24 protein-coding genes are annotated in these 23328 nt (G+C 71.1%); 21 read left to right on the top strand and 3 right to left on the bottom strand.

Annotated elements, in window-relative coordinates; all coding sequences use genetic code 11:
- Positions 1-115: 115 nt before the first annotated feature.
- Entirely contained in the window at positions 116-1381 is a 1266-nt protein-coding gene (locus ACFT5B_RS05830) for a glycosyltransferase family 4 protein (RefSeq protein ID WP_386797041.1), read from the bottom strand.
- Positions 1382-2134: 753 nt separating this feature from the next.
- Here ACFT5B_RS05830 and rpmE point away from each other — a divergent pair.
- The 21 genes from rpmE to nrdF all read left to right on the top strand — a co-directional run bounded on the left by rpmE (position 2135) and on the right by nrdF (position 21716).
- Positions 2135-2353, top strand: coding sequence for a 50S ribosomal protein L31 (gene rpmE / locus ACFT5B_RS05835; RefSeq protein WP_386797042.1), 219 nt, complete (start codon positions 2135-2137; stop codon positions 2351-2353).
- Between the two features lie 143 nt (positions 2354-2496).
- Complete coding sequence (prfA, locus tag ACFT5B_RS05840; RefSeq protein WP_386797043.1) at positions 2497-3606, top strand: peptide chain release factor 1; 1110 nt, start codon at positions 2497-2499, stop codon at positions 3604-3606.
- The gene (locus tag ACFT5B_RS05845; protein ID WP_386797044.1) at positions 3599-4588 is read left to right on the top strand and encodes a N5-glutamine methyltransferase family protein; all 990 of its coding nucleotides are present in this window, start codon (positions 3599-3601) and stop codon (positions 4586-4588) included. Before prfA ends, ACFT5B_RS05845 begins: the two co-directional genes overlap by 8 nt.
- 23 nt (positions 4589-4611) lie before the next feature.
- On the top strand, positions 4612-5298 hold the full coding sequence (locus tag ACFT5B_RS05850) for an L-threonylcarbamoyladenylate synthase (protein ID WP_386797127.1): 687 nt from the start codon (positions 4612-4614) through the stop codon (positions 5296-5298).
- Positions 5295-6422, top strand: coding sequence for an MraY family glycosyltransferase (locus tag ACFT5B_RS05855; RefSeq protein ID WP_386797045.1), 1128 nt, complete (start codon positions 5295-5297; stop codon positions 6420-6422). Before ACFT5B_RS05850 ends, ACFT5B_RS05855 begins: the two co-directional genes overlap by 4 nt.
- Positions 6419-6877: a hypothetical protein gene (locus ACFT5B_RS05860; protein ID WP_386797046.1), complete on the top strand. Its 459-nt coding sequence runs from the start codon at positions 6419-6421 to the stop codon at positions 6875-6877. Before ACFT5B_RS05855 ends, ACFT5B_RS05860 begins: the two co-directional genes overlap by 4 nt.
- A gap of 258 nt (positions 6878-7135) precedes the next feature.
- On the top strand, positions 7136-7939 hold the full coding sequence (atpB, locus tag ACFT5B_RS05865; RefSeq protein ID WP_386797047.1) for a F0F1 ATP synthase subunit A: 804 nt from the start codon (positions 7136-7138) through the stop codon (positions 7937-7939).
- A gap of 92 nt (positions 7940-8031) precedes the next feature.
- The gene (gene atpE / locus ACFT5B_RS05870; protein ID WP_036946540.1) at positions 8032-8262 is read left to right on the top strand and encodes an ATP synthase F0 subunit C; all 231 of its coding nucleotides are present in this window, start codon (positions 8032-8034) and stop codon (positions 8260-8262) included.
- A complete protein-coding gene (locus ACFT5B_RS05875; RefSeq protein ID WP_386797128.1) occupies positions 8262-8870 on the top strand; it encodes a F0F1 ATP synthase subunit B in 609 nt (202 codons plus the stop codon). The genes atpE and ACFT5B_RS05875 overlap by 1 nt, the downstream gene beginning before the upstream one ends.
- A complete protein-coding gene (locus ACFT5B_RS05880; RefSeq protein ID WP_386797048.1) occupies positions 8867-9715 on the top strand; it encodes a F0F1 ATP synthase subunit delta in 849 nt (282 codons plus the stop codon). Before ACFT5B_RS05875 ends, ACFT5B_RS05880 begins: the two co-directional genes overlap by 4 nt.
- 79 nt (positions 9716-9794) lie before the next feature.
- Entirely contained in the window at positions 9795-11423 is a 1629-nt protein-coding gene (gene atpA, locus ACFT5B_RS05885) for a F0F1 ATP synthase subunit alpha (protein ID WP_386797049.1), read from the top strand.
- Between the two features lie 3 nt (positions 11424-11426).
- Positions 11427-12323 carry a F0F1 ATP synthase subunit gamma gene (locus tag ACFT5B_RS05890; RefSeq protein ID WP_386797050.1) on the top strand — a complete coding sequence of 299 codons (897 nt, stop codon included), beginning with the start codon at positions 11427-11429 and terminating at the stop codon, positions 12321-12323.
- 13 nt (positions 12324-12336) lie between these two features.
- Positions 12337-13818: a F0F1 ATP synthase subunit beta gene (gene atpD, locus ACFT5B_RS05895; RefSeq protein WP_386797051.1), complete on the top strand. Its 1482-nt coding sequence runs from the start codon at positions 12337-12339 to the stop codon at positions 13816-13818.
- A gap of 36 nt (positions 13819-13854) precedes the next feature.
- The gene (locus ACFT5B_RS05900; protein WP_036946527.1) at positions 13855-14139 is read left to right on the top strand and encodes a F0F1 ATP synthase subunit epsilon; all 285 of its coding nucleotides are present in this window, start codon (positions 13855-13857) and stop codon (positions 14137-14139) included.
- 12 nt (positions 14140-14151) lie between these two features.
- A complete protein-coding gene (locus ACFT5B_RS05905) occupies positions 14152-14571 on the top strand; it encodes a DUF2550 domain-containing protein (protein WP_386797052.1) in 420 nt (139 codons plus the stop codon).
- A gap of 69 nt (positions 14572-14640) precedes the next feature.
- A complete protein-coding gene (gene nucS / locus ACFT5B_RS05910) occupies positions 14641-15336 on the top strand; it encodes an endonuclease NucS (RefSeq protein ID WP_386797053.1) in 696 nt (231 codons plus the stop codon).
- A 402-nt stretch (positions 15337-15738) separates the two neighbouring features.
- Positions 15739-17016 (top strand): N-acetylglucosamine-6-phosphate deacetylase, encoded by a 1278-nt coding sequence (locus tag ACFT5B_RS05915; protein WP_386797054.1) that lies wholly within the window; start codon positions 15739-15741, stop codon positions 17014-17016.
- A gap of 598 nt (positions 17017-17614) precedes the next feature.
- Positions 17615-17857, top strand: coding sequence for a glutaredoxin-like protein NrdH (gene nrdH / locus ACFT5B_RS05920; protein ID WP_386797055.1), 243 nt, complete (start codon positions 17615-17617; stop codon positions 17855-17857).
- Between the two features lie 63 nt (positions 17858-17920).
- Positions 17921-18352, top strand: coding sequence for a class Ib ribonucleoside-diphosphate reductase assembly flavoprotein NrdI (nrdI, locus tag ACFT5B_RS05925; protein WP_386797056.1), 432 nt, complete (start codon positions 17921-17923; stop codon positions 18350-18352).
- Positions 18349-20511 carry a class 1b ribonucleoside-diphosphate reductase subunit alpha gene (gene nrdE, locus ACFT5B_RS05930; protein ID WP_386797057.1) on the top strand — a complete coding sequence of 721 codons (2163 nt, stop codon included), beginning with the start codon at positions 18349-18351 and terminating at the stop codon, positions 20509-20511. Before nrdI ends, nrdE begins: the two co-directional genes overlap by 4 nt.
- A gap of 224 nt (positions 20512-20735) precedes the next feature.
- Positions 20736-21716, top strand: coding sequence for a class 1b ribonucleoside-diphosphate reductase subunit beta (nrdF, locus tag ACFT5B_RS05935; protein ID WP_386797058.1), 981 nt, complete (start codon positions 20736-20738; stop codon positions 21714-21716).
- Positions 21717-21813: 97 nt separating this feature from the next.
- Here the strand turns inward: nrdF and ACFT5B_RS05940 are convergent, their stop codons facing one another.
- Positions 21814-22308, bottom strand: a complete 495-nt coding sequence (locus tag ACFT5B_RS05940) for a phosphoribosyltransferase (protein ID WP_386797059.1) — start codon at positions 22306-22308, stop codon at positions 21814-21816.
- A gap of 81 nt (positions 22309-22389) precedes the next feature.
- A complete protein-coding gene (locus ACFT5B_RS05945; RefSeq protein WP_386797060.1) occupies positions 22390-23319 on the bottom strand; it encodes a phosphotransferase in 930 nt (309 codons plus the stop codon).
- Positions 23320-23328 lie beyond the last annotated feature (9 nt).

The raw sequence follows: 23328 nt of genomic DNA on the forward strand, positions 1-23328 counted from the left end.
CCCCACCACGGGCCGCCCCCGCCCCCGCCGCGGCCCCCCCGGGGCCCGCGGGGGGGGGCGGTCGTCGTCCGTGAGGCCGGTGCGCCGGGCCGGCCGGTGGGGCGAGGCGCCCGGGTCAGCGGGTGGCCGCGTCGACCGCGGCGCGGTAGGTCTCCTCGACCTGCGCCCCGATGACCGCGACGTCGAACCGCGCGGCCGCGGCGCGCTGGCGGGCGACGGTCTGCTCGCGGGTGACGTCGTCGTCGAGGTCCGTGAGCCAGGTGGCCAGGGTCCCGGCGAGCTCGGCGGTGTCGTGGGGGACCACGAGCTGGTCCTCGAGGCCGCGCATGACCGTCCGGTAGCCGGGGTTGTCGCCCGCGAGGACGACGCCGCGCGACGCGGCGAGCGCCTCGACGACCGAGATGCCGAAGCTCTCGCCACCGGTCGACGGGAGGGCGATGACGTCGGCGTCCTGCAGGAACGTGGCCTTGTCCTCCTCGGCGAGGAAGCCCGGGAACGCGACCCGGTCGGCGATCCCGGCACGGCGGGCGATGGCGCGCAGGTCCTCGAGCAACGGCCCGCGGCCCGCGACGGTCGCGCGCCACGCGAGGCCTGGGACGTCGTCGTGCAGGCGGACCAGCGCCTGGACCAGCTCGCGCGGCCCCTTGCGGTCGACCAGCCGGCCGAGGAACGCGACGTGCGGGACGGCGTCGGCCGGGCGGTGCGGCACGAGCGGCGCGTCCGGCGGGGGCACGAACCGCGCGGTGTCGACGGGGTTGCCGACGACCCGGGGGTCGAGGCCGAACGCGTCGTGCGCGAACTCCTGCGCCGCCTCCGACACCGCGAGCACCGCGTCGAAGCGGGCGAGCCGCTTGCGCTCGAGGGCCCCGAGCACGCGCGTGCCCGCGGAGACGAGCCGCGACTGCGGGTAGATATGGAACGTCCCGACGACGGCGGTCCGGCGGACGGCGCTCCGGGTGGCCGCGTCGATCACGCGGCCGGCGAGGAAGGGGCTGTACGGCATCTGCACGTGCAGCACGTCGAGGTCGAGCCGTTCGACCAGGTCCCGGGCCTCGGCCCGCGGGACCGGTCGCGGCGTCCCGAGCCGGTTGCCGTTGAACCGGACGTTCACCGTGCGCCCGACGACGTGGAGGTTCTCCAGGTCGGTGCGCTCGCTCGACGCCGTGAGGTAGTGCACGGTATGCCCGCGCGCGGTGAGCCACGCGCCGAGCGTCAGGACGTACTGCTGCACGCCGTCGGGGCGGTCGAGCGAGTCGTCGATGAGCAGCCCGACGGCCAGGGAGGGAACCCCCTCGCCGGCCGTGCGCCCCGGGTCGGTGACGTGGTCGGTCCCGGGCTGGCGGGCGTCGTCGTGGGCGCGGGTGCGGGGCGTGGTGCTCATCGCTCCCATCCTACGAACGCCGAGGGTGACGTTGCGTGCGCCGACGGTGACGTTCCGTTCGCCGACGGTGACGTTGGGTTCGCCGACGGTGACGTTGGGTTCGCCGGTGGTGACGTTGGGTTCGCCGGTGGTGACGTTGGGTTCGCCGGTGGTGACGTGGGCGGTGGTCGGGTTCGCGGGTGGGTGCGGTGAGGTGTCTCGGACTGTCGTGCTTCGGCCCTGGGGGCCGTGCGCACTCTTTGACGTCCTTCGACACCTCCCCGCCCCCGCCCACTCAGCCGGGGGCTCGCCGTCCGCACGCCTCAGGCCGCGGGGCCGTGGCGTCGTCGAGCACCGGAGCCGTGGGATCGTCACGACGCGCACCACTCGCGCCGCCGACCATGAGGTTGCGCACCCAGCACCGGGCCGACCATGTGTTGGCGCACACGCTCAGCCGTCGAACGGTGGCGGAGCGCATGTTCGGCGGGGGACTGCGTCGAGCACGAGGTTGTGCGCTCCGCTCGTGCGGAGCACGGGATCGCGCGCGCCGAAGGGCGGGTCGGCGCATCTGCCCGTGCTCGGCGTCACCGTCGGCGGACGCAGCGTCACCGTCGGCGTAGTCGGCGTAGTCGGCGTAGTCGGCGACGTCGCAGGCGACGCGCGGGTTTGGGCCCGAGTGAGACGATCTGGCAGAATGATCCGTTGGCTGGCCTCCGGTTCACGGTCGCGCGACACCTCGCGCTCCGACCCGGGGGAAGACGACCAAGGAGAATCGTGAAGGCTGAGATCCACCCCGAGTACGTCGTGACCCAGGTGACCTGCACCTGCGGCAACACGTTCACCACCCGCAGCACGTCGGAGTCCGGCGAGATCCACGCCGACGTCTGCAACGCGTGCCACCCGTTCTACACGGGCAAGCAGAAGATCCTCGACACCGGTGGCCGCGTGGCCCGGTTCGAGGCCCGCTACGGCAAGCGCAACGCCGGCAAGTAGCGACTTCGCAGCGCCGGCGGCGCGGCGTCCGACAATCTCTCCAGGGACAGTCGGGCGCCTGCGCCGCCGGCGCTGTTGCTTTGTCCGCACCCTTCCGGCGGGCGTCCGCGCCGGAGGTCCACCGTCCGAGCGAGGAGCACGCCGTGCCTGATCCGACCGGTCCGTTCGAGGCCGTCGAACCGTTGCTCTCGGAGCACGCGGAGATCGAGCGACAGCTCGCGGACCCGTCGGTGCACGCCGACGCGTCGCGGGCGCGCCGGCTGGGCCGCCGGTACGCGGAGCTGAACCAGGTGGTGGGCGCGTACCGGGCGTGGCGGGCGGCGTCGGAGGACGCCGCCGCGGCGGCCGAGCTGGCGGCCGACGACGAGGAGCTGGCGGCCGAGCTGCCGGCACTCCGCGAGGCGGAGGACGCCGCGTCGGAGCGGCTGCGGCGCGTCCTGGTCCCGCGCGACCCGGACGACGCCCGCGACGTGATCCTCGAGGTCAAGGCGGGCGAGGGCGGCGAGGAGTCGGCCCTGTTCGCGGGGGACCTGCTGCGCATGTACCTGCGGTTCGCCGAGCGCCGGGGCTGGAAGACGGAGGTCCTGGAGGCGACGCCGTCGGACCTGGGCGGCTACAAGGACGTGCAGGTCGCCGTGAAGTCGCGCGGCGTCCCGTCGGACCCCGCGGACGGCGTCTGGGCGAGCCTCAAGTACGAGGGCGGTGTGCACCGCGTCCAGCGCGTGCCGGTGACGGAGTCGCAGGGCAGGATCCACACGTCCGCGGCGGGCGTGCTCGTGTTCCCGGAGGTCGACGACCCGGGCGAGGTCGAGATCGACGCGAACGACCTGCGGATCGACGTGTTCCGGTCGTCGGGTCCGGGCGGCCAGTCCGTCAACACGACCGACTCGGCGGTGCGGATCACGCACCTGCCGACGGGCATCGTGGTGTCGATGCAGAACGAGAAGTCGCAGCTGCAGAACCGCGAGCAGGCGATGCGCGTGCTGCGGGCGCGCCTGCTGGCGGCGCAGCAGGAGGAGGCGGCTGCGGCGGCCGCGGACATCCGCCGGTCGCAGGTGCGCACCGTGGACCGTTCGGAGCGGATCCGGACGTACAACTTCCCGGAGAACCGGATCGCGGACCACCGGACCGGCTACAAGGCGTACAACCTGGACCACGTGCTCGACGGCGACCTGGACCCGGTGGTGCGGTCGGCGGTCGACGCCGACGAGGCCGCGCGCCTCGCCGCGGCCGGTGGGGCGTCGGATGCCTGAGCAGGGCGCGGTCGACCTGTCGGCGGCGGGGCTGCGCCGGCTCGTCACGCAGGTCGCGGGCCTGCTCGAGGACGCGGGAGTGCCGTCGCCGCGGTACGACGCCGAGGCGCTCGTCGCGTGGTGCCTGGGCCTCCCGCGCCTGGAGTGGGTGCGGCTGCCGGCCACCGGCCCGGTCGTGCCTGACGACGACGCCCCGCGCTTCCTCGCGGAGCTGGCCGAGGTCGTCGAGCGGCGAAGGTCGCGCGAGCCCCTGCAGCGCATCGTCGAGCACGCGGTGTTCCGGCACGTCACGGTGCGGGTCGTCGACGACGTGTTCGTGCCGCGCCCCGAGACCGAGGTCGTGGCTCAGCTCGCGGTCGACGAGGCGGCCCATCTGGTCGCCGAGCGCGCGGGGGCGGACGTGCCCGGCCCGCTCGTCGTCGACCTGTGCTGCGGCTCGGGCGTCATCGCGATCAGCGTCGACGTCGAGGTGCCCGGGTCGCGGGTCGTCGCGGTCGACGCGTCCGAGGCCGCGGTCCGCGCGACCGCGGCCAACGCGGCGGCGGTCGGCTCCGGGACGCAGCGCACGATCCTCGGCGACGTCCAGGACCCGGCGCTCCTCGCCGAGCTCGACGGCACGGTCGACGTGCTCGTCTCGAACCCGCCGTACATCCCGCCCGACGCCGTCCCGCGCGAGCCCGAGGTGCGCGACCACGATCCCGACCTCGCGCTGTACGGGGGAGGGGCCGACGGGCTGGCCGTCCCGGGGGCCGTCGTGCGCGCGGCGGCACGCCTGCTGGCCCCGGGCGGCCTGTTCGTGATGGAGCACGCCGAGGTCCAGTCGGCGGCCGTGCGCGCTCTCGCCGAGGCGACGGGCGTGCTCGTGGACGTGCGTACCGTGGACGACCTGACCGGGCGCCCGCGGGCCGTCGTCGCGCGCCGGGGGACCGGGACGAATCCGGCGAACCTGCGCACGGCCACCGTCGTCGACGTGGGAGACTGAGCACCGTGACCTCGAGCACCCTCATGGACGTCAGCGACGAGGCCTCGCGGGGCCCCGGGATCGACGAGGCGGTCAACGTCGTGGGCAGGGGCAGCCTGCTCGTCCTGCCGACCGACACCGTCTACGGGATCGGCGCCGACGCGTTCAGCCCCGAGGCCGTCGCCGCGCTGCTCGCCGCCAAGGGCCGCGGCCGACAGATGCCCCCGCCGGTCCTCGTGCCCGACGTGCGCACTCTCGACGGCCTGGCGACGGACGTGTCCGACGACGCGCGCGCGCTCGTCGAGGCGTTCTGGCCCGGCGGCTTCACGATCATCCTCGCGGCGCAGCCGTCGCTCATGTGGGACCTGGGGGAGACGCACGGCACCGTCGCGCTCCGCATGCCCGACCACCCCGCGGCGCTCGCGCTGCTGCGGCGCACCGGGCCGCTCGCGGTCTCGAGCGCCAACCGGACGGGCAACCCCGCGGCGATGACGGCGCAGGAGGCCCGCGACCAGCTCGGCGACTCCGTCGCGCTCTACCTCGACGGAGGCCGCGCGCCCGGCGGCGTCGCGTCGACGATCGTCGACGCGACCGGGCCCCGGCCGCGCGTCGTGCGCCAGGGCGCGCTCACGCTCGAGGCGCTGCGCGCCGTCGTGCCGGGCGTGCTCGGCGTCGACGAGCCCGCCGACGCGGACGGCGATGCGGGCGGGGTGGAGGCCCCGGGCGCGTGAGGGTCTACCTGCTCGTCCTGCTCGTCGCCCTCGCGGTCACGCTCCTGACGGTCCCGCTCGCGCACTGGGTCGCCCTGCGCACCGGCGCGATCACCGCGGTCCGCGACCGGGACGTCCACACCATCCCGACGCCGCGTCTCGGCGGCCTGGCGATGTGGTGCGGGCTCGCGGTCGCCGTGACGTTCGCGTCGGGCACCCCGTTCCTGCGGTCGACGTTCGCAGGGCCGGGCGGCCAGGAGCTCTGGGCCATCGTCATCGCCGCGGGCATGGTCTGCGCGCTCGGCATGGCGGACGACATCTGGGACCTCGACTGGCTCACGAAGCTGGTGGGGCAGGTGCTCGCCGCCGGCTTCGTCGCCTGGCGGGGCGTCCAGCTCATCACGGTGCCGATCGGCGGCGTGACGATCGCGTCGGCGCGCCTCAGTCTCTTCGCGACGGTCATCGTCATCGTCGTCGCGATGAACGCCGTGAACTTCGTCGACGGGCTCGACGGGCTGGCCGCGGGGATGATCGCGATCGGCGGGACCGCGTTCTTCCTCTACACGTACCTGCTCACGCAGGCCCAGAACCCCGGCGACTACTCCAACCGTGCGACCGTCGTGCTCGCGGGACTGGTCGGTGTCTGTCTGGGCTTCCTGCCGTACAACATGCATCCGGCCCGGATCTTCATGGGCGACTCGGGGTCGATGCTGCTCGGGCTCGTGCTCGCGTCGGCGGCGATCATCGTGACCGGGCAGATCGACCCGGAGAAGGTCTCGGTGGGCCAGCAGCTCCCCGCCTTCATCCCGATCCTCCTGCCGCTCGCGGTGATCCTGCTGCCGCTGCTCGACATGACGATGGCGGTGGTCCGCCGTCTCGCAGCCGGCAAGTCGCCGTTCCACCCCGACCGTCTGCACATGCACCACCGGCTCCTCGCGCTGGGCCACTCGCACCAGCGCGCGGTCGTCATCATGTACCTGTGGACCGCGGTCTTCGCGTTCGGCGCCGCCGCGCTCGCGGTGTGGCCCGCACGCGAGGTCGCCGTCGGCCTGGTCGTCGCCGTCGCCCTCGCCCTGGTCCTGACCCTCGGCCCGCTGCGCGGGCGCGCCCGTGCACGCCGCACCACCCCCGGAGGTATCCGATGAGCCGTCCCGACGAGACCCCCGCACCGAAGCCCGTGCGCAAGGTCGTGAGCTCGGAGGCGGCGACGGCGCTGTTCCGGCGCGCGCTCCGCGACGTCCTGGTCTTCCTGGCGGCGGTGACCGTGGTCGGCGTCGTCGTCGGCGCGATCTTCGCCGGCACGAAGGGGGTCTGGGGAGCGCTCCTGGGCGCCGCCGTGGCGCTGGTCTTCTCGGGGACGACCGTGTGGTCGATGTGGCGGTCGTCGCACAGCTCGCCGGCGGCGATGCTGGGCATCGTGGCGGGCTCGTGGCTCGCGAAGATGGTCGTCCTCGTGGTCGCGCTGGTGGCGCTCCAGGGGCAGGACTTCTACTCCAAGCCGGTCTTCCTCGTGGTGGTCCTGGTGGGCGTCTTCGGCTCGGTCGCGCTCGACACGATCAACTACCAGCGGGCCCGGATCCCGTACGTCGAACCGCAGTGAGTTTGCCTTCCGGCAAAGGGTTCGGCAGGCTCCGCGGAGAGGCCTTGTGGGGTGGCTCACACCCCTCCGCGGACGGCCGGAATTGGTGAGGTTCCCGTCATGACCGGGGCACAGCATGGGTTAGGATGATGCCCGAATCCATGACGGCCTAGGTCCGACGTCGTGCCATCCCGTGAGCGCTGATCCCTCCATCGGAGGCGGGCGTACCGGGGTCGGCCGCACTCATGTCCGGACCGCACGACCAACCGGGAGCATGCTTTGTCCTTCCTTGCGACGACGCCTACCCTCGCCGCGGACGACTTCCATGCCCCGAGCCTGGACGACTTCTTCCCGAACGGCTTCCTCTTCGACGGGACCGCGTTCGAGATCAACCGGATCATGCTGGTCCGGTTCGTGGCGCTCGCCGCGCTCCTCCTGGTCTTCGTGATCGCCGCCAAGCGCGCCAAGCTGGTCCCGAGCCGCTTCCAGGCCGGTGTCGAGTTCGTCCTCGACTTCGCCCGCCGCCAGATCGTCTACGAGATCCTCGGCGAGAAGGAGGGCAAGAAGTACGTCCCCGTCATCACGACGATCTTCTGCGGGATCCTCTTCTTCAACCTCACGGGCGTCATCCCCTTCCTCAACATCGCCGGCACGGGCGTCATCGGTCTGCCGCTCGTCTTCGCCCTCTGGGTCTACGGCATGTACATCGGCGCGGGCGTCAAGAAGTTCGGCGTGGGCGGGTTCCTCAAGAACAACCTGTTCCCGCCCGGCACCCCGTGGCCCATCTACATCCTGCTGACGCCGCTCGAGTTCCTCCAGGTCTTCCTGATCCGTCCCGCGACGCTGGTCATCCGACTCCTCGCGAACATGATCTCGGGGCACCTGCTGATCGCTCTCTGCTTCGCGGCGACGCAGTACCTGCTGTTCTCAGCGACCCCTGCGCTCAAGGCGTTCGGACTCGTGACGTTCGTCGGCGGCTTCGCGGCCTTCCTCCTCGAGGTCTTCGTCGCCTGCCTGCAGGCGTACGTCTTCGCGATCCTCGCCGCCGTGTACATCAACATGTCGATCGAGTCCGAGCACTGACGGCTCGCCAGACACAACGACGGGCCGACGGACGGGCCGTCGCGCACCACTCGACGCGCCGCCTGGCGCGCTGACGAAAGGAACCAGAACCAGTGGACACGACGACTCTCGCCGACGTCACCGGTAGCCTCTCGACGGTCGGGTACGGCCTCGCCGCGATCGGCCCGGGCATCGGCCTCGGCATCCTGTTCGGCAAGACGATCGAGGGCATGGCGCGCCAGCCCGAGATGGCCGGCCAGCTGCGTTCGTTCACCTTCATCGGCCTGGCGTTCATCGAGGTGCTCGCGCTCCTCGGCATCGTGACGCCGTTCTTCTTGAAGTGATCGGCGCGCAGCTGTCCTCCGCCGCCAGCGGCCTCGCGCTCGCCGCCGAGGACACCGGTTCCGACCAGAACCCGCTCCTGCCCGAGACCTACGACATCATCTGGTCGTTGGTCATCGTCCTGGTGATCGGGTTCGTCTTCATCAAGTACGTCCTGCCCAAGTTCCAGGCCGTGCTCGACGAGCGTGCGGAGAAGATCCAGGGCGGCCTCGAGAAGGCCGAGAAGTCCCAGGAAGAGGCCGACGCCCTGCTGGCGCAGTACCACCAGCAGCTGCAGGAGGCCCGTACCGAGGCCGCGACCATCCGCGAGGAGGCGCGCGCCGAGGGTTCCGCCATCGTGGACGACCTGCGCCGCAAGGCGTCGACCGACGCTGAGCGCATCGTCGACGCCGCCCAGCGGCAGATCGAGGCGGAGCGTCAGGCCGCGTCGGTGTCGCTGCGCAACGACGTCGGTCAGCTCGCCACCGAGCTCGCGTCGCGCATCGTGGGCGAGTCGCTCGCCGACAGCGCGCGCCAGTCCCGCGTGGTCGACCGCTTCCTCGACGACCTCGAGAACGGCGCCGCCGCGGTCGAGGCCGAGGCGACGACGACAGGTGGGGAAGCGCGATGACCACGGACGCGACGAGCACCACGAACGCCGTCATGCGCGGCGAGTCGGGCGCCTCGCTCGCGAGCGCCCAGGAGAGCTTCGAGCCCGTGCTCGTGGCCGCTGGCGCGGACGCGAGGACGCTCGGTGAGCAGCTCTTCGCGCTGTCCGACGCGCTCGACGGATCGGGGAGCCTGCGCCGCACGCTCACCGACCCGTCGCTCCCGGCCCAGGCGAAGGCCACCGTGGTGCGCCAGCTCCTCGGTGCGTTCGACGAGCGGGTCCGCGACCTCGCGGAGACCCTCGTGGCGGCGCGCTGGACGCAGGAGCTCGACCTCGGCCACGCGGTCGAGCACATCGCCCTCGAGGCGGTGCTCGCGTCGGCCCAGGCCCGCGAGGCGCTCGTGACGGTCGAGGACGAGCTGTTCCGCATCACGCGGCTGCTCTCCGGCCAGCGCGAGCTGCGGACCGCGCTGTCCGACCCGCAGGCGACCGTGGAGAACCGGATCACGCTCGTCGACTCGCTCTTCGCGGGCAAGGTCGACGACGTGACCCTGCTGCTCGCGCGCCGGGCCACGACGAACCTGCGGCACCGCCGGTTCGTGCCCAACCTGCTGGCCTACTCGGACATCGCGGCCGAGCGTCGCCGTCGTCTCGTCGCAGGCGTGACGTCGGCCGTCGACCTCACGCCCGCTCAGCTCGACCGGCTCGCCGGGATCCTCGAGCGCGCGTACGGCCGCCCCGTCCAGCTCAACGTCACGGTCGACACCGCGGTCCTCGGGGGGCTGCGGGTCCAGGTCGGCGCCGACGTCATCGACTCGACCATGCTCTCGCGCCTCGCCGACGCCCGTCGGCGGCTCGTGAGCTGACCCGGGTGCCCACCGCCTCACGGCGCCCCGACAGAACTCAGGCCGCACAGCCCGTGCGGTCACGACAGGAGAAGAACCCATGGCTGAGCTGACGATCCGGCCCGACGAGATCCGGGCCGCGCTGGACAGCTTCGTGAAGTCCTACGAGCCCGAGAACGCGGTCGCCGAAGAGGTCGGCCGTGTGACCCTCGCCGCGGACGGCATCGCGCAGGTCGAGGGCCTGCCCGGCGCCATGGCGAACGAGCTCCTGCGCTTCGAGGACGGGACCCTCGGTCTCGCGCTGAACCTCGACGTGCGCGAGATCGGCGTGGTCGTCCTCGGCGAGTTCACCGGTATCGAGGAGGGCCAGGAGGTCCGCCGGACCGGCGAGGTGCTCTCGGTCGCCGTCGGCGACGGGTACCTCGGCCGCGTGGTCGACCCGCTGGGCCAGCCGATCGACGGCCTCGGTGAGATCGCCACGGAGGGGCGCCGCGCGCTCGAGCTCCAGGCGCCGGGCGTCATGGACCGCAAGAGCGTCCACGAGCCGCTCCAGACCGGCCTCAAGGCGATCGACGCGATGATCCCGATCGGGCGCGGCCAGCGCCAGCTGATCATCGGCGACCGCCAGACCGGCAAGACCGCGATCGCGATCGACACGATCATCAACCAGAAGGCGAACTGGGACTCGGGCGACCCCGAGAAGCAGGTCCGCTGCATCTACGTCGCGATCGGCCAGAAGGGCTCGACGATCGCCGGCGTGCGCGGCGCCCTCGAGGAGGCCGGCGCGCTCGAGTACACGACCATCGTCGCGGCACCCGCGTCCGACCCGGCCGGCTTCAAGTACCTGGCGCCCTACACCGGCTCGGCCATCGGCCAGCACTGGATGTACGGCGGCAAGCACGTCCTCATCATCTTCGACGACCTGTCGAAGCAGGCCGAGGCCTACCGTGCCGTGTCGCTGCTCCTGCGCCGTCCGCCGGGCCGCGAGGCCTACCCGGGCGACGTCTTCTACCTGCACTCCCGTCTGCTCGAGCGTTGCGCGAAGCTGTCGGACGAGCTGGGCGCGGGCTCGATGACGGGTCTCCCGGTCATCGAGACGAAGGCGAACGACGTGTCGGCGTACATCCCGACCAACGTCATCTCCATCACCGACGGCCAGATCTTCCTGCAGTCGGACCTCTTCAACGCCGACCAGCGCCCCGCGGTCGACGTCGGCATCTCGGTGTCGCGCGTCGGTGGCTCGGCCCAGGTCAAGGCCATGAAGAAGGTCTCCGGCACGCTGAAGCTCGACCTGGCGCAGTACCGCTCGCTCGAGGCGTTCGCGATGTTCGCGTCCGACCTCGACGCGGCCTCCCGCGCGCAGCTCACCCGGGGCGCCCGCCTCACCGAGCTGCTCAAGCAGGGCCAGTACTCGCCGTACCCGGTCGAGGACCAGGTCGCGTCGATCTGGGCCGGCACCAAGGGCAAGCTCGACGACGTCCCGCTCGAGGACGTGCGTCGGTTCGAGTCCGAGCTGCTGGACTACCTGCGCCGCCACACCGAGGTGCTGAGCATCATCGGTGGGACGGGCAAGCTCGAGTCGGACACCGAGGAGTCTCTCGCGGCGGGCGTCGACGCGTTCCGCGAGACGTTCCTCAAGGGTGACGGCACGCCGCTCGTCGGCGAGGCCACCGAGGACGAGGTGCCCGAGGTCGAGCAGGAGCAGATCGTCCGCCAGAAGAGGGCGTGACCCGTGGCAGGTTCCCAGCGCGTCTACAAGGCGCGCATCAAGTCGACGCAGTCGCTCAAGAAGATCTTCCGGGCGATGGAGCTGATCGCGGCCTCGCGCATCGGCAAGGCGCGCGACCGTGTCGCTGACTCGACCCCGTACGCCCGCGCGATCACGCGCGCGGTGTCCGCGGTCGCGACCCACGCGCACGTCGCGCACCCGCTGACGACGCCGCGCACGGACACCGACGCGGTGGCCGTGCTGATCGTGACGTCGGACCGCGGCATGGCGGGCGCCTACGCGGCGTCCGCGATCCGCGAGACGGAGCGCCTGATCGAGCACCTGCAGTCCGAGGGCAAGACCGTGCGGCTGTACGTCGCGGGTCGCCGTGCCGTGTCGTACTACGCGTTCCGCGGCCGCGAGCTCGCGGGCGAGTGGACGGGTGGCTCGGACGCCCCGACGCCGGAGACGGCGGAGGAGATCTCGACCGAGCTCCTGCGCGCGTTCCGTGCGCCGGCCGACGAGGGCGGCGTCAGCGAGCTGCACGTCGTCTACACGCAGTTCGTCAACATGGTCACGCAGACGCCGCGCGTGATCCGGCTGCTGCCGCTCGAGGTCGTCGAGGAGGTCGTGCCGGCCCAGGAAGGCGAGCTCCTGCCGGTGTACGACTTCGCGCCGTCCGCCGAGGCGGTGCTCGACGCGATCCTGCCGCGCTACGTGCGCACCCGGATCTTCAACTGCCTGCTGCAGGCGGCGGCGTCCGAGCTCGCCGCACGTCAGCGGGCGATGCACACCGCGACCGAGAACGCCGAGGACCTGATCCGCATGTACACGCGGCTCGCGAACCAGGCCCGCCAGGCAGACATCACCCAGGAGATCAGCGAGATCGTGTCGGGCGCCGACGCACTCGCTGCGTCGTGAGGAAGAGGACATCATGACCGCCACCACCGTGGAAGCCACGGCCGAGCACGCCAGCGGACCCGCCACGGGTCGCGTCGCGCGTGTGATCGGCCCCGTCGTCGACATCGAGTTCCCCGTCGACGCCATCCCCGACATCTACAACGCGCTGACGGTCGAGATCGACCTCTCCTCGCAGGGCGAGGGCGAGAAGTCGTTCACGCTCAAGCTCGAGGTCGCGCAGCACCTCGGCGACTCGCTCGTGCGTGCCATCGCGCTCAAGCCGACCGACGGCCTCGTCCGCGGCGCCGTCGTCACCGACACGGGTGCGCCGATCTCGGTGCCCGTCGGCGACGTCACCAAGGGCCACGTCTTCGACGTGACCGGCGAGGTGCTGAACGCCGAGCCGGGCGAGAAGATCGAGGTCACCGAGCGCTGGCCGATCCACCGCAAGCCCCCGGCCTTCGACCAGCTCGAGTCGAAGACCACCATGTTCGAGACGGGCATCAAGGTCATCGACCTGCTGACCCCGTACGTGCAGGGTGGGAAGATCGGCCTCTTCGGTGGTGCGGGCGTCGGCAAGACCGTCCTGATCCAGGAGATGATCTACCGCGTCGCCAACAACCACAACGGTGTGTCGGTGTTCGCGGGCGTCGGCGAGCGCACGCGTGAGGGCAACGACCTCATCGAGGAGATGACCGACTCGGGCGTCATCAAGCAGACGGCCCTCGTGTTCGGCCAGATGGACGAGCCGCCGGGCACGCGTCTCCGCGTCGCGCTGTCCGCCCTGACGATGGCGGAGTACTTCCGCGACGTGCAGAAGCAGGACGTGCTGCTGTTCATCGACAACATCTTCCGCTTCACGCAGGCGGGCTCCGAGGTGTCGACGCTGCTCGGCCGCATGCCGTCCGCGGTGGGCTACCAGCCGAACCTCGCCGACGAGATGGGTGTGCTCCAGGAGCGCATCACCTCGACGCGCGGTCACTCGATCACCTCGCTGCAGGCGATCTACGTGCCGGCCGACGACTACACCGACCCGGCGCCGGCGACGACGTTCGCGCACCTCGACGCGACGACCGAGCTCAGCCGTGAGATCGCCTCGCGCGGCCTGTACCCCGCGGTGGACCCGCTGGCCTCGACCAGCCGCATCCTCGACCCGCGCTACGTGGGCAAGGACCACTACGAGGTCGCGACGCAGGTCAAGTCGATCCTGCAGCGCAACAAGGAGCTCCAGGACATCATCGCGATCCTCGGTGTGGACGAGCTCTCGGAGGAGGACAAGACGATCGTCGCGCGTGCGCGCCGCATCCAGCAGTTCCTCTCCCAGAACACGTACATGGCGGAGCAGTTCACGAACGTGCCCGGCTCCACGGTGCCGCTCTCGGAGACCGTCGAGGCGTTCCAGAAGATCGCGGCCGGCGAGTTCGACCACATCGCCGAGCAGGCCTTCTTCAACATCGGTGGCCTCGAGGACCTCGAGCGCAACTGGGCCCGCATCCAGAAGGAGTACGGCGTCTGACGACGTCGTCCGGATCGCATCGACTGAGGAGCAGCAGTGGCAGAGCTTGACGTGGACCTCGTGACCACGGACCGCACGATCTGGGCCGGCAAGGCCCGGCTCGTGGTCGCGCCCGCGGCCGACGGCGAGATCGGCGTGCTCGCAGGGCACACGCCGCTCCTGTCGGTGCTCAAGCCGGGCACCATCCGGGTGCGCCTCGCCGAGGGTGGCTCGGTCGAGGCCGACATCGAGGGTGGCTTCATCTCGGTCGACTCCAACCGCCTCACCGCGGTCGTCGACGGCGCCACCCTGCGCACCGGCTCGGTAGCCGAGGCGCACTGAGGACCGCCTGACGTGACGCCCCTGGTCTGGATCCTGCTCGCGCTGCTCGTCGCAGCGTTCGCAGTGATCGGACTGGGGGCGTCTCGTCTGCGTACCCTCGCGGGCCGCACCGGCACCTTCGAGTGCGGGTTCCGCACGACCACGCGGCGGGGGAGCCACGTGTCGCTGGGCTTCGCCCAGTTCCGGGCCGAGCGGGTCGACTGGTGGCGCTGCTGGTCGCTCTTCCCGCGCCCCAAGCGGTCGTGGCGGCGCGACCGCCTGCGCGTCGTCTCGCGCGCGCTCGTCACGGGCGGCCCGCGGGGCGACGTCGTCGTCGTCCGCTGCGAGCACGAGGGCGTGACCTTCGAGCTGACGATGGCCCCCGGCGCCTACGCCGGCCTCGCGGCGTGGCTCGAGGCCGCGCCCCCCACCTTCTACGGCGTGGTCGTCTAGGCTCGACGGCTGCGGCCCGTCCCGCGCGGCGCCTCGCCCGTGCCGTCGAACCCTCCGGAAGGACTCTCCGTGCGTCTCGTCGTCGCCGACTGCTCGGCACGCTACAGCGGCCGGCTCGCCGCGCAGCTCCCGTTCGCGACCCGCCTGCTGGTGGTGAAGGCCGACGGCAGCGTGCTGCTCCACTCGGACGGCGGCTCCTACAAGCCGCTCAACTGGATGAGCCCGCCGTGCACGCTGCTCGTCCACGAGCCGTCCGAGGAGCAGGCGGCGCAGGGCGTCACCCAGGTGTGGACGGTCCAGCACCACAAGTCCGACGACCGCCTGGAGATCGAGCTGCACGCGGTGCACCACGACTCGGCGCACGAGCTCGGGGTCGACCCCGGGCTGATCAAGGACGGTGTCGAGGCACACCTCCAGGAGCTCCTGGCGGCGCAGATCGAGCTGCTCGGCGCGGGGCACACGCTCGTGCGCCGCGAGTACCCGACGGCGATCGGCCCGGTCGACATCCTCGCCCGGGACCCGCGGGGTGCCTCGGTCGCCGTCGAGCTCAAGCGCCGTGGCGACATCGACGGCGTCGAACAGCTGACCCGCTACCTCGAGCTGCTCAACCGTGACCCACTGCTCGCGCCCGTCCAGGGCGTGTTCGCCGCCCAGGAGATCAAGCCGCAGGCGCGCGTGCTCGCGACCGACCGGGGCATCCGGTGCCTGGTCCTGGACTACGACGCGATGCGCGGTGTCGACGACGTGGAGTCGCGGCTCTTCTGAGAGCCTGTTCGCCGAGCGCGACCCCCCCCGCGTGGTCGGGTGCGCGGGTGGGCGCGGCGAGCTGGTTCGGGCTGTCGTGCTTCGGCCCGGGGGGCCGTGCGCACTCCTTGACGCCCTTCACCACCTCCCCGCACCCACCCGTCGACTGTCGTCTCGCCGTCGATCCTCTTCGGGCTCGCTGAAGTGGGCCCCCCGTACGGCTTGCTTCGCGGGGTACCGCTCCCGGACGCCTTCTCTGCAAGGTTCGCCGCCGGGCCGGCTCTTTCGAGGTTCCCCGCCGGGCGGGCTCCTTCGCGAGGTTCGCCGCGCACGCCCGAGGGGGCGCGGTCTGCGACCCGGGCTCGGTCCGGCCGGCCCAGGGTCAGTTGTGAGGAGTCCTGCCGAATGCGCGAGAATCGGACCATGACGTCCGACGCCGCCTCGTCCGTGCCCGCCTCGACCGCCCCGCAGTCGCCGACCCGCGCGTACCGCGGCCGGGTGGTGCTCCCGCGCGAGGTCCTCGACGACGGTGCTGTCGTCGTCGACGGCACCACCATCGCGTGGGTGGGGCGCGCGTCCGAGGCCGCTGCCGCGGGCTACGGCGCCGTCGTCGCTGCCGCGGGGGAGCCGGTGCCGGGCGCGACGGTGCTGCCCGGGCTCGTGGACCTGCACGACCACGGCGGCGGCGGCGCGAGCTTCCCCGACGCGGGCGACGCCGACACCGCCCGCGTGGCCGTGCGCGAGCACCTGGCGCACGGCACGACCAGCCTCGTGGCGTCGCTCGTGACGGCCCCGCGCGACGTCCTGCTGGCGCGGACCGCGATGCTCGCCGACCTCGCCGACGCGGGAGAGCTCGCCGGGATCCACCTCGAGGGCCCGTTCCTGTCGCCCGACCGGTGCGGCGCCCAGAACCCCGCCGACATGCTCGCAGGCGACCCGAAGCTCGTGCGGGCGGTCGCCGAGGCGGCGCGCGGCCACCTCGTCACCATGACGGTCGCGCCCGAGATCGAGGGCGTCCAGGACCCGGGCGGCGTGATCGAGACGCTCGTGGAGGTCGGCGCGATCCCGTCGGTCGGGCACACCGACGCGCACTGGAGCGTGACCGAGGGGGCCATCGCCGTCGGCTCTGCCGCCCTCGAGCGCGCCGGCGCACGCGCCCGGTCACCGCGGCTCACGGCGACGCACCTGTTCAACGGCATGCGGCCTCTGCACCATCGCGACCCCGGTCCCATCGCCGCCTGCCTGGAGGCGGCGAAGCGCGGCAAGATCGTCGTCGAGCTCGTGGGGGACGGGACGCACCTCGACCCGGGCACCGTCGCGACGGTCTTCGAGCTGGTCGGCGCTGACGCCGTCGCCCTCGTCACGGACGCCATGGCGGCCGCGGGCATGGCGGACGGCGCCTACCAGCTGGGTCCCATGGCGGTGGTCGTGGCGGACGGCGTGGCACGCCTCGCGGACGGGTCCGCCGAGGGTGGAGCGATCGCGGGCGGCACCGCGCACCTGCTCGACGTCGTGAGGCACACCGTCGCGGCGGGTGTCCCGCTCGCGGACGCGGTGCGTGCCGCGTCGCTGACGCCGGCGGGGGTCCTCGGGCGGTCGGACGTCGGTGCACTCGAGGCCGGACGCCGCGCGGACCTCGTGGTCACCGACGCCGCGCTCGGCGTGCAGTCCGTCGTGCGGGCGGGGGAGCCCGTCGCCTGACGGCGCTCGTCCGCGCCCGACCGTGTCACCCGCGGCACGGACGGCGACACGCCGGGCGTGCGCGACACGCCGGTCGGTGACAACTTTCTCGAGCCCGCCGCAGCGGCCTTTCGTCCGTTATGTCCGGGCGGGAGGAGGTCGAGGGCGAGGCGCGCAACCGGGGCGAACCGGACGCCGGGCCGACCCTTCACAGCCTGTGGAACGTCGTCCTGCACAGCCTGTGGACGCGTCGTCGCGAGGGCGGAGACGCGCCGATCGGGCGGTGGACAACCCGGTGTGTGGGTGGCCCCTGGGACCCTGGAGAGAGGGCGTCAGAAGGCCCCCAGGGTCGGCGTCGAGAGGTGGTGACGGCGGTCGATGGGTGAAGTTCGACCACGACATCTAGTGCCCGCGCGGCGTCCGGCCACTAGGTATAGTGTTCTGAACCGAGGGAGAGACCTACTCCCCGGCGAATGACACAGACGTAGTTCCACCGACGTCGTTCGAGGTCAGAGGGCCTCCCGGCCACCCCACGAGGGGCCGGGACGCGACCCACCGCGAACCGCCGGCCGACCTCGCCACAGCAGTCGGGCACCACCAAGACACGAAGGGGACAGCGATGAGCATCACGGTCTACAGCAAGCCGGCGTGCGTCCAGTGCGAGGCGACCAAGCGCGCGCTCGACAAGAAGGGCCTCGAGTACGACGTCGTCGACGTCACCGAGGACCCCGAGGCGCTGGCGCTGGTCCGTGAGCTCGGCTACCTCCAGGCGCCCGTCGTGGTGGCCGACGACACGCACTGGTCGGGCTTCCGTCCCGACCAGATCACCGCGCTCGCCGCGAAGGTCGCCACGCTCGCCTGACGAGCAGCCGCTCGCCGGGCGGCACCGCACCAACCGATCCACCGCCGTCGCAGGGGGGACACCATGGGTGACCTCGTCTACTTCTCCAGCGTCTCGGAGAACACGCACCGCTTCGTCGAGAAGCTGCGGCTCACCGAGCTGGGGATGGGTGTGCGGAGGATCCCGCTGCGGCCCACCGAGGGCTTCCTGCGGGTCGACGAGCCGTACGTGCTCCTGGTCCCGACCTACGGGGGTGGGAACGAGGGCGGCGCGGTGCCGCGGCAGGTCGTGAAGTTCCTCAACGACCCGCACAACCGTTCCCTGATCCGCGGCGTCGTGGCGGCAGGGAACACCAACTTCGGCGAGGCCTACTGCATCGCCGGCGACATCATCTCCACGAAGTGCCAGGTCCCGTACCTGTATGCCTTCGAACTGCTTGGGACAGCCGAGGACGTCATGCGCGTCCGCGACGGATTGGGGCGATTTTGGCAACGACAGCAGCAGATCCCGGCGTGAGCACCAGCCTCGCCACCGCCCCCGGCGAGGTCTCGGCACCTGGGCTCGTGGAGCTCGACTACCACGCGCTCAACGCGATGCTGAACCTCTACGGCGCGGACGGGAAGATCCAGTTCGACCGTGACCGGCAGGCCGCGCGGCAGTACTTCCTGCAGCACGTGAACCAGAACACGGTGTTCTTCCACGACCTGGACGAGAAGCTCGACTACCTGGTCGACAACGACTACTACGAGTCCGACGTCCTCGAGCAGTACTCGCGGGAGTTCGTGAAGCAGCTCTTCGAGCTCGCGTACTCGAAGAAGTTCCGCTTCGACACGTTCCTCGGTGCGTTCAAGTACTACACGAGCTACACGCTCAAGACGTTCGACGGGAAGCGCTACCTCGAGCGCTTCGAGGACCGCGTCTGCATGGTGGCGCTCAGCCTCGCCGCCGGCGACGAGCAGCTCGCGACGGAGATCGTCGAGGAGGTCATCTCGGGCCGGTTCCAGCCCGCGACCCCGACGTTCCTCAACGCCGGCAAGAAGCAGCGCGGCGAGCCCGTGTCGTGCTTCCTGCTCCGCATCGAGGACAACATGGAGTCCATCGCGCGCGGCATCAACTCCGCGCTGCAGCTCTCCAAGCGCGGCGGCGGCGTGGCGCTCCTGCTCAGCAACATCCGCGAGCACGGTGCGCCCATCAAGAAGATCGAGAACCAGTCGTCGGGCGTCATCCCCGTGATGAAGCTCCTCGAGGACTCCTTCTCGTACGCGAACCAGCTCGGCGCGCGCCAGGGCGCGGGCGCGGTGTACCTCAACGCGCACCACCCCGACATCATGCGGTTCCTCGACACCAAGCGGGAGAACGCGGACGAGAAGATCCGCATCAAGACCCTCTCGCTCGGCGTCGTCATCCCGGACATCACGTTCGAGCTCGCGCGCAAGAACGAGGACATGTACCTCTTCTCGCCGTACGACGTCGAGCGCATCTACGGCAAGCCGTTCGCCGACATCTCGGTCACCGAGAAGTACGACGAGATGGTCGACGACTCGCGCATCAAGAAGACCAAGATCAACGCGCGCCAGTTCTTCCAGACGCTCGCGGAGCTCCAGTTCGAGTCCGGGTACCCGTACATCATGTTCGAGGACACGGTGAACAAGGCCAACCCCAACGAGGGCAAGGTCACCCACTCGAACCTGTGCTCGGAGATCCTCCAGGTCTCGACGCCGTCGACGTTCAACGACGACCTCTCCTACGCGCACACCGGCCGCGACATCTCGTGCAACCTCGGGTCGCTGAACATCGCGAAGACGATGGACTCGCCGGACCTCGCGAAGACCGTCGAGACTGCGATCCGTGCCCTCACCGCCGTCGCCGACCAGACTGCGATCGACTCGGTGCCGTCCGTGCGCCGCGCCAACGACCTCGGCCACGCGATCGGCCTCGGGCAGATGAACCTCCACGGCTACCTCGCCCGCGAGCGCGTGCACTACGGGTCCGAGGAAGGCGTCGACTTCACGAACATCTACTTCTACACGGTCGCGTTCCACGCGATCGCCGCCTCGAACAAGCTCGCCATCGAGCGCGGCCAGAAGTACTACAACTTCGAGAAGTCCACCTACGCCAGCGGCGCGTACTTCGACAAGTACACCGACCGGGTGTGGGAGCCTGCGACGCCGCGCGTCGCCGAGCTCTTCACCGAGGCCGGCGTCCGGATCCCCACCCAGGACGACTGGCGCGCCCTCAAGGCGTCCGTCATGGAGCACGGTCTCTACAACCAGAACCTCCAGGCGGTCCCGCCCACCGGCTCGATCTCGTACATCAACAACTCGACGTCGTCGATCCACCCGGTGCCCTCGAAGATCGAGATCCGCAAGGAAGGCAAGCTCGGGCGCGTCTACTACCCGGCGCCGTACCTCACGAACGACAACCTCGAGTACTACGAGGACGCGTACGAGATCGGCTACGAGAAGATCATCGACACCTACGCGGCCGCCACGCAGCACGTCGACCAGGGTCTGTCGCTGACGCTGTTCTTCAAGGACACCGCCACCACGCGCGACGTCAACCGCGCGCAGATCTACGCCTGGAAGAAGGGCATCAAGACGCTCTACTACATCCGGGTCCGCCAGATGGCGTTGGAGGGGACCGAGGTGGATGGTTGCGTCTCGTGCATGCTCTGAGCAACTGAATCGGGTCCGCCCGGCCCGCGATGCCGCGGGGGACGGTGCGCCGGGTCTTCCATCCGGCCGCTCGTTCCTCGCGGCCTCCCGCCAGACCCGCCACGACCCGGCGCACCGTCCCCCGCGGCACCGCTCGGCTGTCAGGTCGCCTTCCTGCCCGACGGCGCCACGTTCGTAGATCCGCCCACCTCGGTCTTCCCGGGGTACAGAGAGAGAAGAAGCTGATGTCACCCTCCGGGAAGCTCAAGCTCATCGACCGCGTCAGCGCAATCAACTGGAACCGGCTCGAGGACGACAAGGACCTCGAGGTCTGGGAGCGGTTGACCGGGAACTTCTGGCTGCCCGAGAAGGTGCCGGTGTCGAACGACATCCAGAGCTGGCACACGCTCACGCCGCAGGAGCAGGAGCTCACCACGCGCGTGTTCACCGGCCTGACGCTGCTCGACACGATCCAGGGGACCGTGGGGGCAGTCAGCCTCATCCCCGACGCGCTGACGCCCCACGAGGAGGCCGTCTACACGAACATCGCGTTCATGGAGTCGGTGCACGCGAAGTCGTACTCCTCGATCTTCTCGACGCTCATCTCGACGCAGGAGATCGACGAGGCGTTCCGCTGGTCGGAGGAGAACCCCAACCTGCAGCGCAAGGCCGAGATCGTCCTCGAGTACTACCGGGGCGACTCGCCGCTCAAGCGCAAGGTCGCCTCCACGCTGCTGGAGTCGTTCCTGTTCTACTCGGGCTTCTACCTGCCGATGCACTGGTCGAGCCGCGCGAAACTCACCAACACGGCCGACCTGATCCGCCTCATCATCCGCGACGAGGCGGTGCACGGGTACTACATCGGCTACAAGTACCAGAAGGGCCTCGAGCGCCTCACCGAGGCCGAGCGCGACGACCTCAAGGCCTACACGTACGAGCTGCTGTTCGAGCTCTACGAGAACGAGGTCCAGTACACCGCCGACCTCTACGACGGCGTCGGGCTCACCGAGGACGTCAAGAAGTTCCTGCGGTACAACGCCAACAAGGCGCTCATGAACCTGGGCTACGAGGCGCTGTTCCCCAAGGACGAGACCGACGTCAACCCGGCGATCCTCGCCGCGCTCAGCCCGAACGCCGACGAGAACCACGACTTCTTCTCCGGCTCCGGCTCCTCGTACGTCATCGGCAAGGCCGTGGCGACCGAGGACGAGGACTGGGAGTTCTGACACCACCCCCGTTCTCCCCGGAAGGGCGGCGCGCGCGGCCGCCCGCCCTTCCGGCGGGCTCGTTCCAGAGCCCGGAACCAGGCAGGACGACGTCCCGTCAGAAGACCGCGCGGTCCTCCGTCACCGGGGGCAGCGCTGACCACGGGAACGTGATCCACAGGTCGGTGTCGCGCCACGAGTACTCGGGCTTCACGATCGACCGGGGCTTCGTGTAGAGCACCGCCGACCGCACGTCCGCGCCGTGGCCCGCGAGCATGTCGAGGACGAGCCGCAGGGTCCGCCCGGAGTCGGCGACGTCGTCGACCACGAGCACCCGCTTCCCGCCGAGGTCGGCGGTGTCCATGAGGGGCGGGAGCACGCGCGGGTCGTCGAGGGTGCGGCCGATGTCCGTGTAGAACTCGACGTTGAGCGTCCCCACGCCCTTCGAGCCGAGGGCGTAGGCGATCGCGCCGCCGGGCACGAGCCCGCCGCGGGCGACCGCGACGACGACGTCGGGGAGCCAGCCGCTGTCCGTCACCTGCAGGGCGAGCTCGCGGGATGCGCGACCGAACATGTCCCAGGTGAGGACCTCGCGCTCGAAAGACACCGTCATGGCACCGACCCTAACGGGCGCGGCTGTGACGCTCCGCCGCCGAGCCCTGGCCTGTCGCCTCGAGACGGCAGGGTCGAATCCTCACGAGTCGTAGGCAGTGACGAAGCCTGCGCGGAGGCGTCCCAGGAAGTGCAGTGCCGTGGCGTGATAGTCGAGGGTGTGGTTGACGTGCGCCGTGCCCGGCCGTCCCGCGTCGAGCCCCGCGTGGAGCAGCCCCCACCCGACCTCGCGGACCATGTTGAGGTACTTGAAGTCGTGCAGGGCCGCCACGTGCCGGTCGTCGTCCTCCCCGAAGTAGGTCTCGAGCAGGAGGCGCTCCTCAGCGGGCGTGTACGACTCGTGGAACGCCGGGGTCGCCAGGTCGAAGTAGACGTTTCCGACGCCTGACAGCTCCCAGTCGAGGACCATCAGCCGGCCGCCGTCGTCCATGACGTTGAACCGGTAGAAGTCGTTGTGGCAGTACGCGGTGCGGTCGCCGCGCTCCCGGGCACGCGCCTCGATCGCGTCGACCTCCTCGAGCACGTCCGCCAACCCCTCGGGCATGGTGACGCCCAGCCCACGCGCCCCGTCCAGGTAGGTGCGCACGAGCCAGAACGGGTCGCAGACCCGGGCCACGCCCTCGATGGCGTGCACCTGCCTGAGGACGCGAGCCAGCTCACGGATGTACGCGGGGTCGTGCGAGCGCTCCGGAGTGAGCAGGACGCCCGGGACGAGGGCCGTCACGAGATAGCCGTCGCCGGCGCGGACGACCTCCGGCGCGATCCCACGCGCCGCGGCGGCTCGGATCGCGGACACCTCGTCGGCGCGGCTCAAGCCGAGCGTGTCGTTCTGGTGGCCGTCGACCCGCAGGACGGCGTCGGCGGGTCCGCTGACGAGATAGGTGTCGTTGGAGTAGCCACCGTCCAGCGGGACCACCGTCGCGGTGGGCAGGCCGACATCGGCGAGGAGCCGTCGGACGGCCGTCACCGGATCTTCCGGTCGGGCGCCGTCCGGTGCGGTCGTCAGGCTCATCGCTCTCCC

The organism is Luteimicrobium sp. NPDC057192 (assembly GCF_042670205.1).
Classification (GTDB): Bacteria; Actinomycetota; Actinomycetes; order Actinomycetales; family Cellulomonadaceae; genus Luteimicrobium.

Excerpts from the sequence above, each read along its gene's own strand:
- ACFT5B_RS05845 (WP_386797044.1), top strand. The coding sequence starts at position 3,599 with ATGCCTGAGCAGGGCGCGGTCGACCTGTCGGCGGCGGGGCTGCGCCGG.
- ACFT5B_RS05915 (WP_386797054.1), top strand. The coding sequence starts at position 15,739 with ATGACGTCCGACGCCGCCTCGTCCGTGCCCGCCTCGACCGCCCCGCAG.
- atpD (WP_386797051.1), top strand. The coding sequence starts at position 12,337 with ATGACCGCCACCACCGTGGAAGCCACGGCCGAGCACGCCAGCGGACCC.
- ACFT5B_RS05940 (WP_386797059.1), bottom strand. The coding sequence starts at position 22,308 with ATGACGGTGTCTTTCGAGCGCGAGGTCCTCACCTGGGACATGTTCGGT.
- nrdH (WP_386797055.1), top strand. The coding sequence starts at position 17,615 with ATGAGCATCACGGTCTACAGCAAGCCGGCGTGCGTCCAGTGCGAGGCG.
- ACFT5B_RS05945 (WP_386797060.1), bottom strand. The coding sequence starts at position 23,319 with ATGAGCCTGACGACCGCACCGGACGGCGCCCGACCGGAAGATCCGGTG.
- atpA (WP_386797049.1), top strand. The coding sequence starts at position 9,795 with ATGGCTGAGCTGACGATCCGGCCCGACGAGATCCGGGCCGCGCTGGAC.
- ACFT5B_RS05880 (WP_386797048.1), top strand. The coding sequence starts at position 8,867 with ATGACCACGGACGCGACGAGCACCACGAACGCCGTCATGCGCGGCGAG.
- nrdF (WP_386797058.1), top strand. The coding sequence starts at position 20,736 with ATGTCACCCTCCGGGAAGCTCAAGCTCATCGACCGCGTCAGCGCAATC.
- ACFT5B_RS05830 (WP_386797041.1), bottom strand. The coding sequence starts at position 1,381 with ATGAGCACCACGCCCCGCACCCGCGCCCACGACGACGCCCGCCAGCCC.
- ACFT5B_RS05850 (WP_386797127.1), top strand. The coding sequence starts at position 4,612 with ATGGACGTCAGCGACGAGGCCTCGCGGGGCCCCGGGATCGACGAGGCG.
- nrdI (WP_386797056.1), top strand. The coding sequence starts at position 17,921 with ATGGGTGACCTCGTCTACTTCTCCAGCGTCTCGGAGAACACGCACCGC.
- ACFT5B_RS05860 (WP_386797046.1), top strand. The coding sequence starts at position 6,419 with ATGAGCCGTCCCGACGAGACCCCCGCACCGAAGCCCGTGCGCAAGGTC.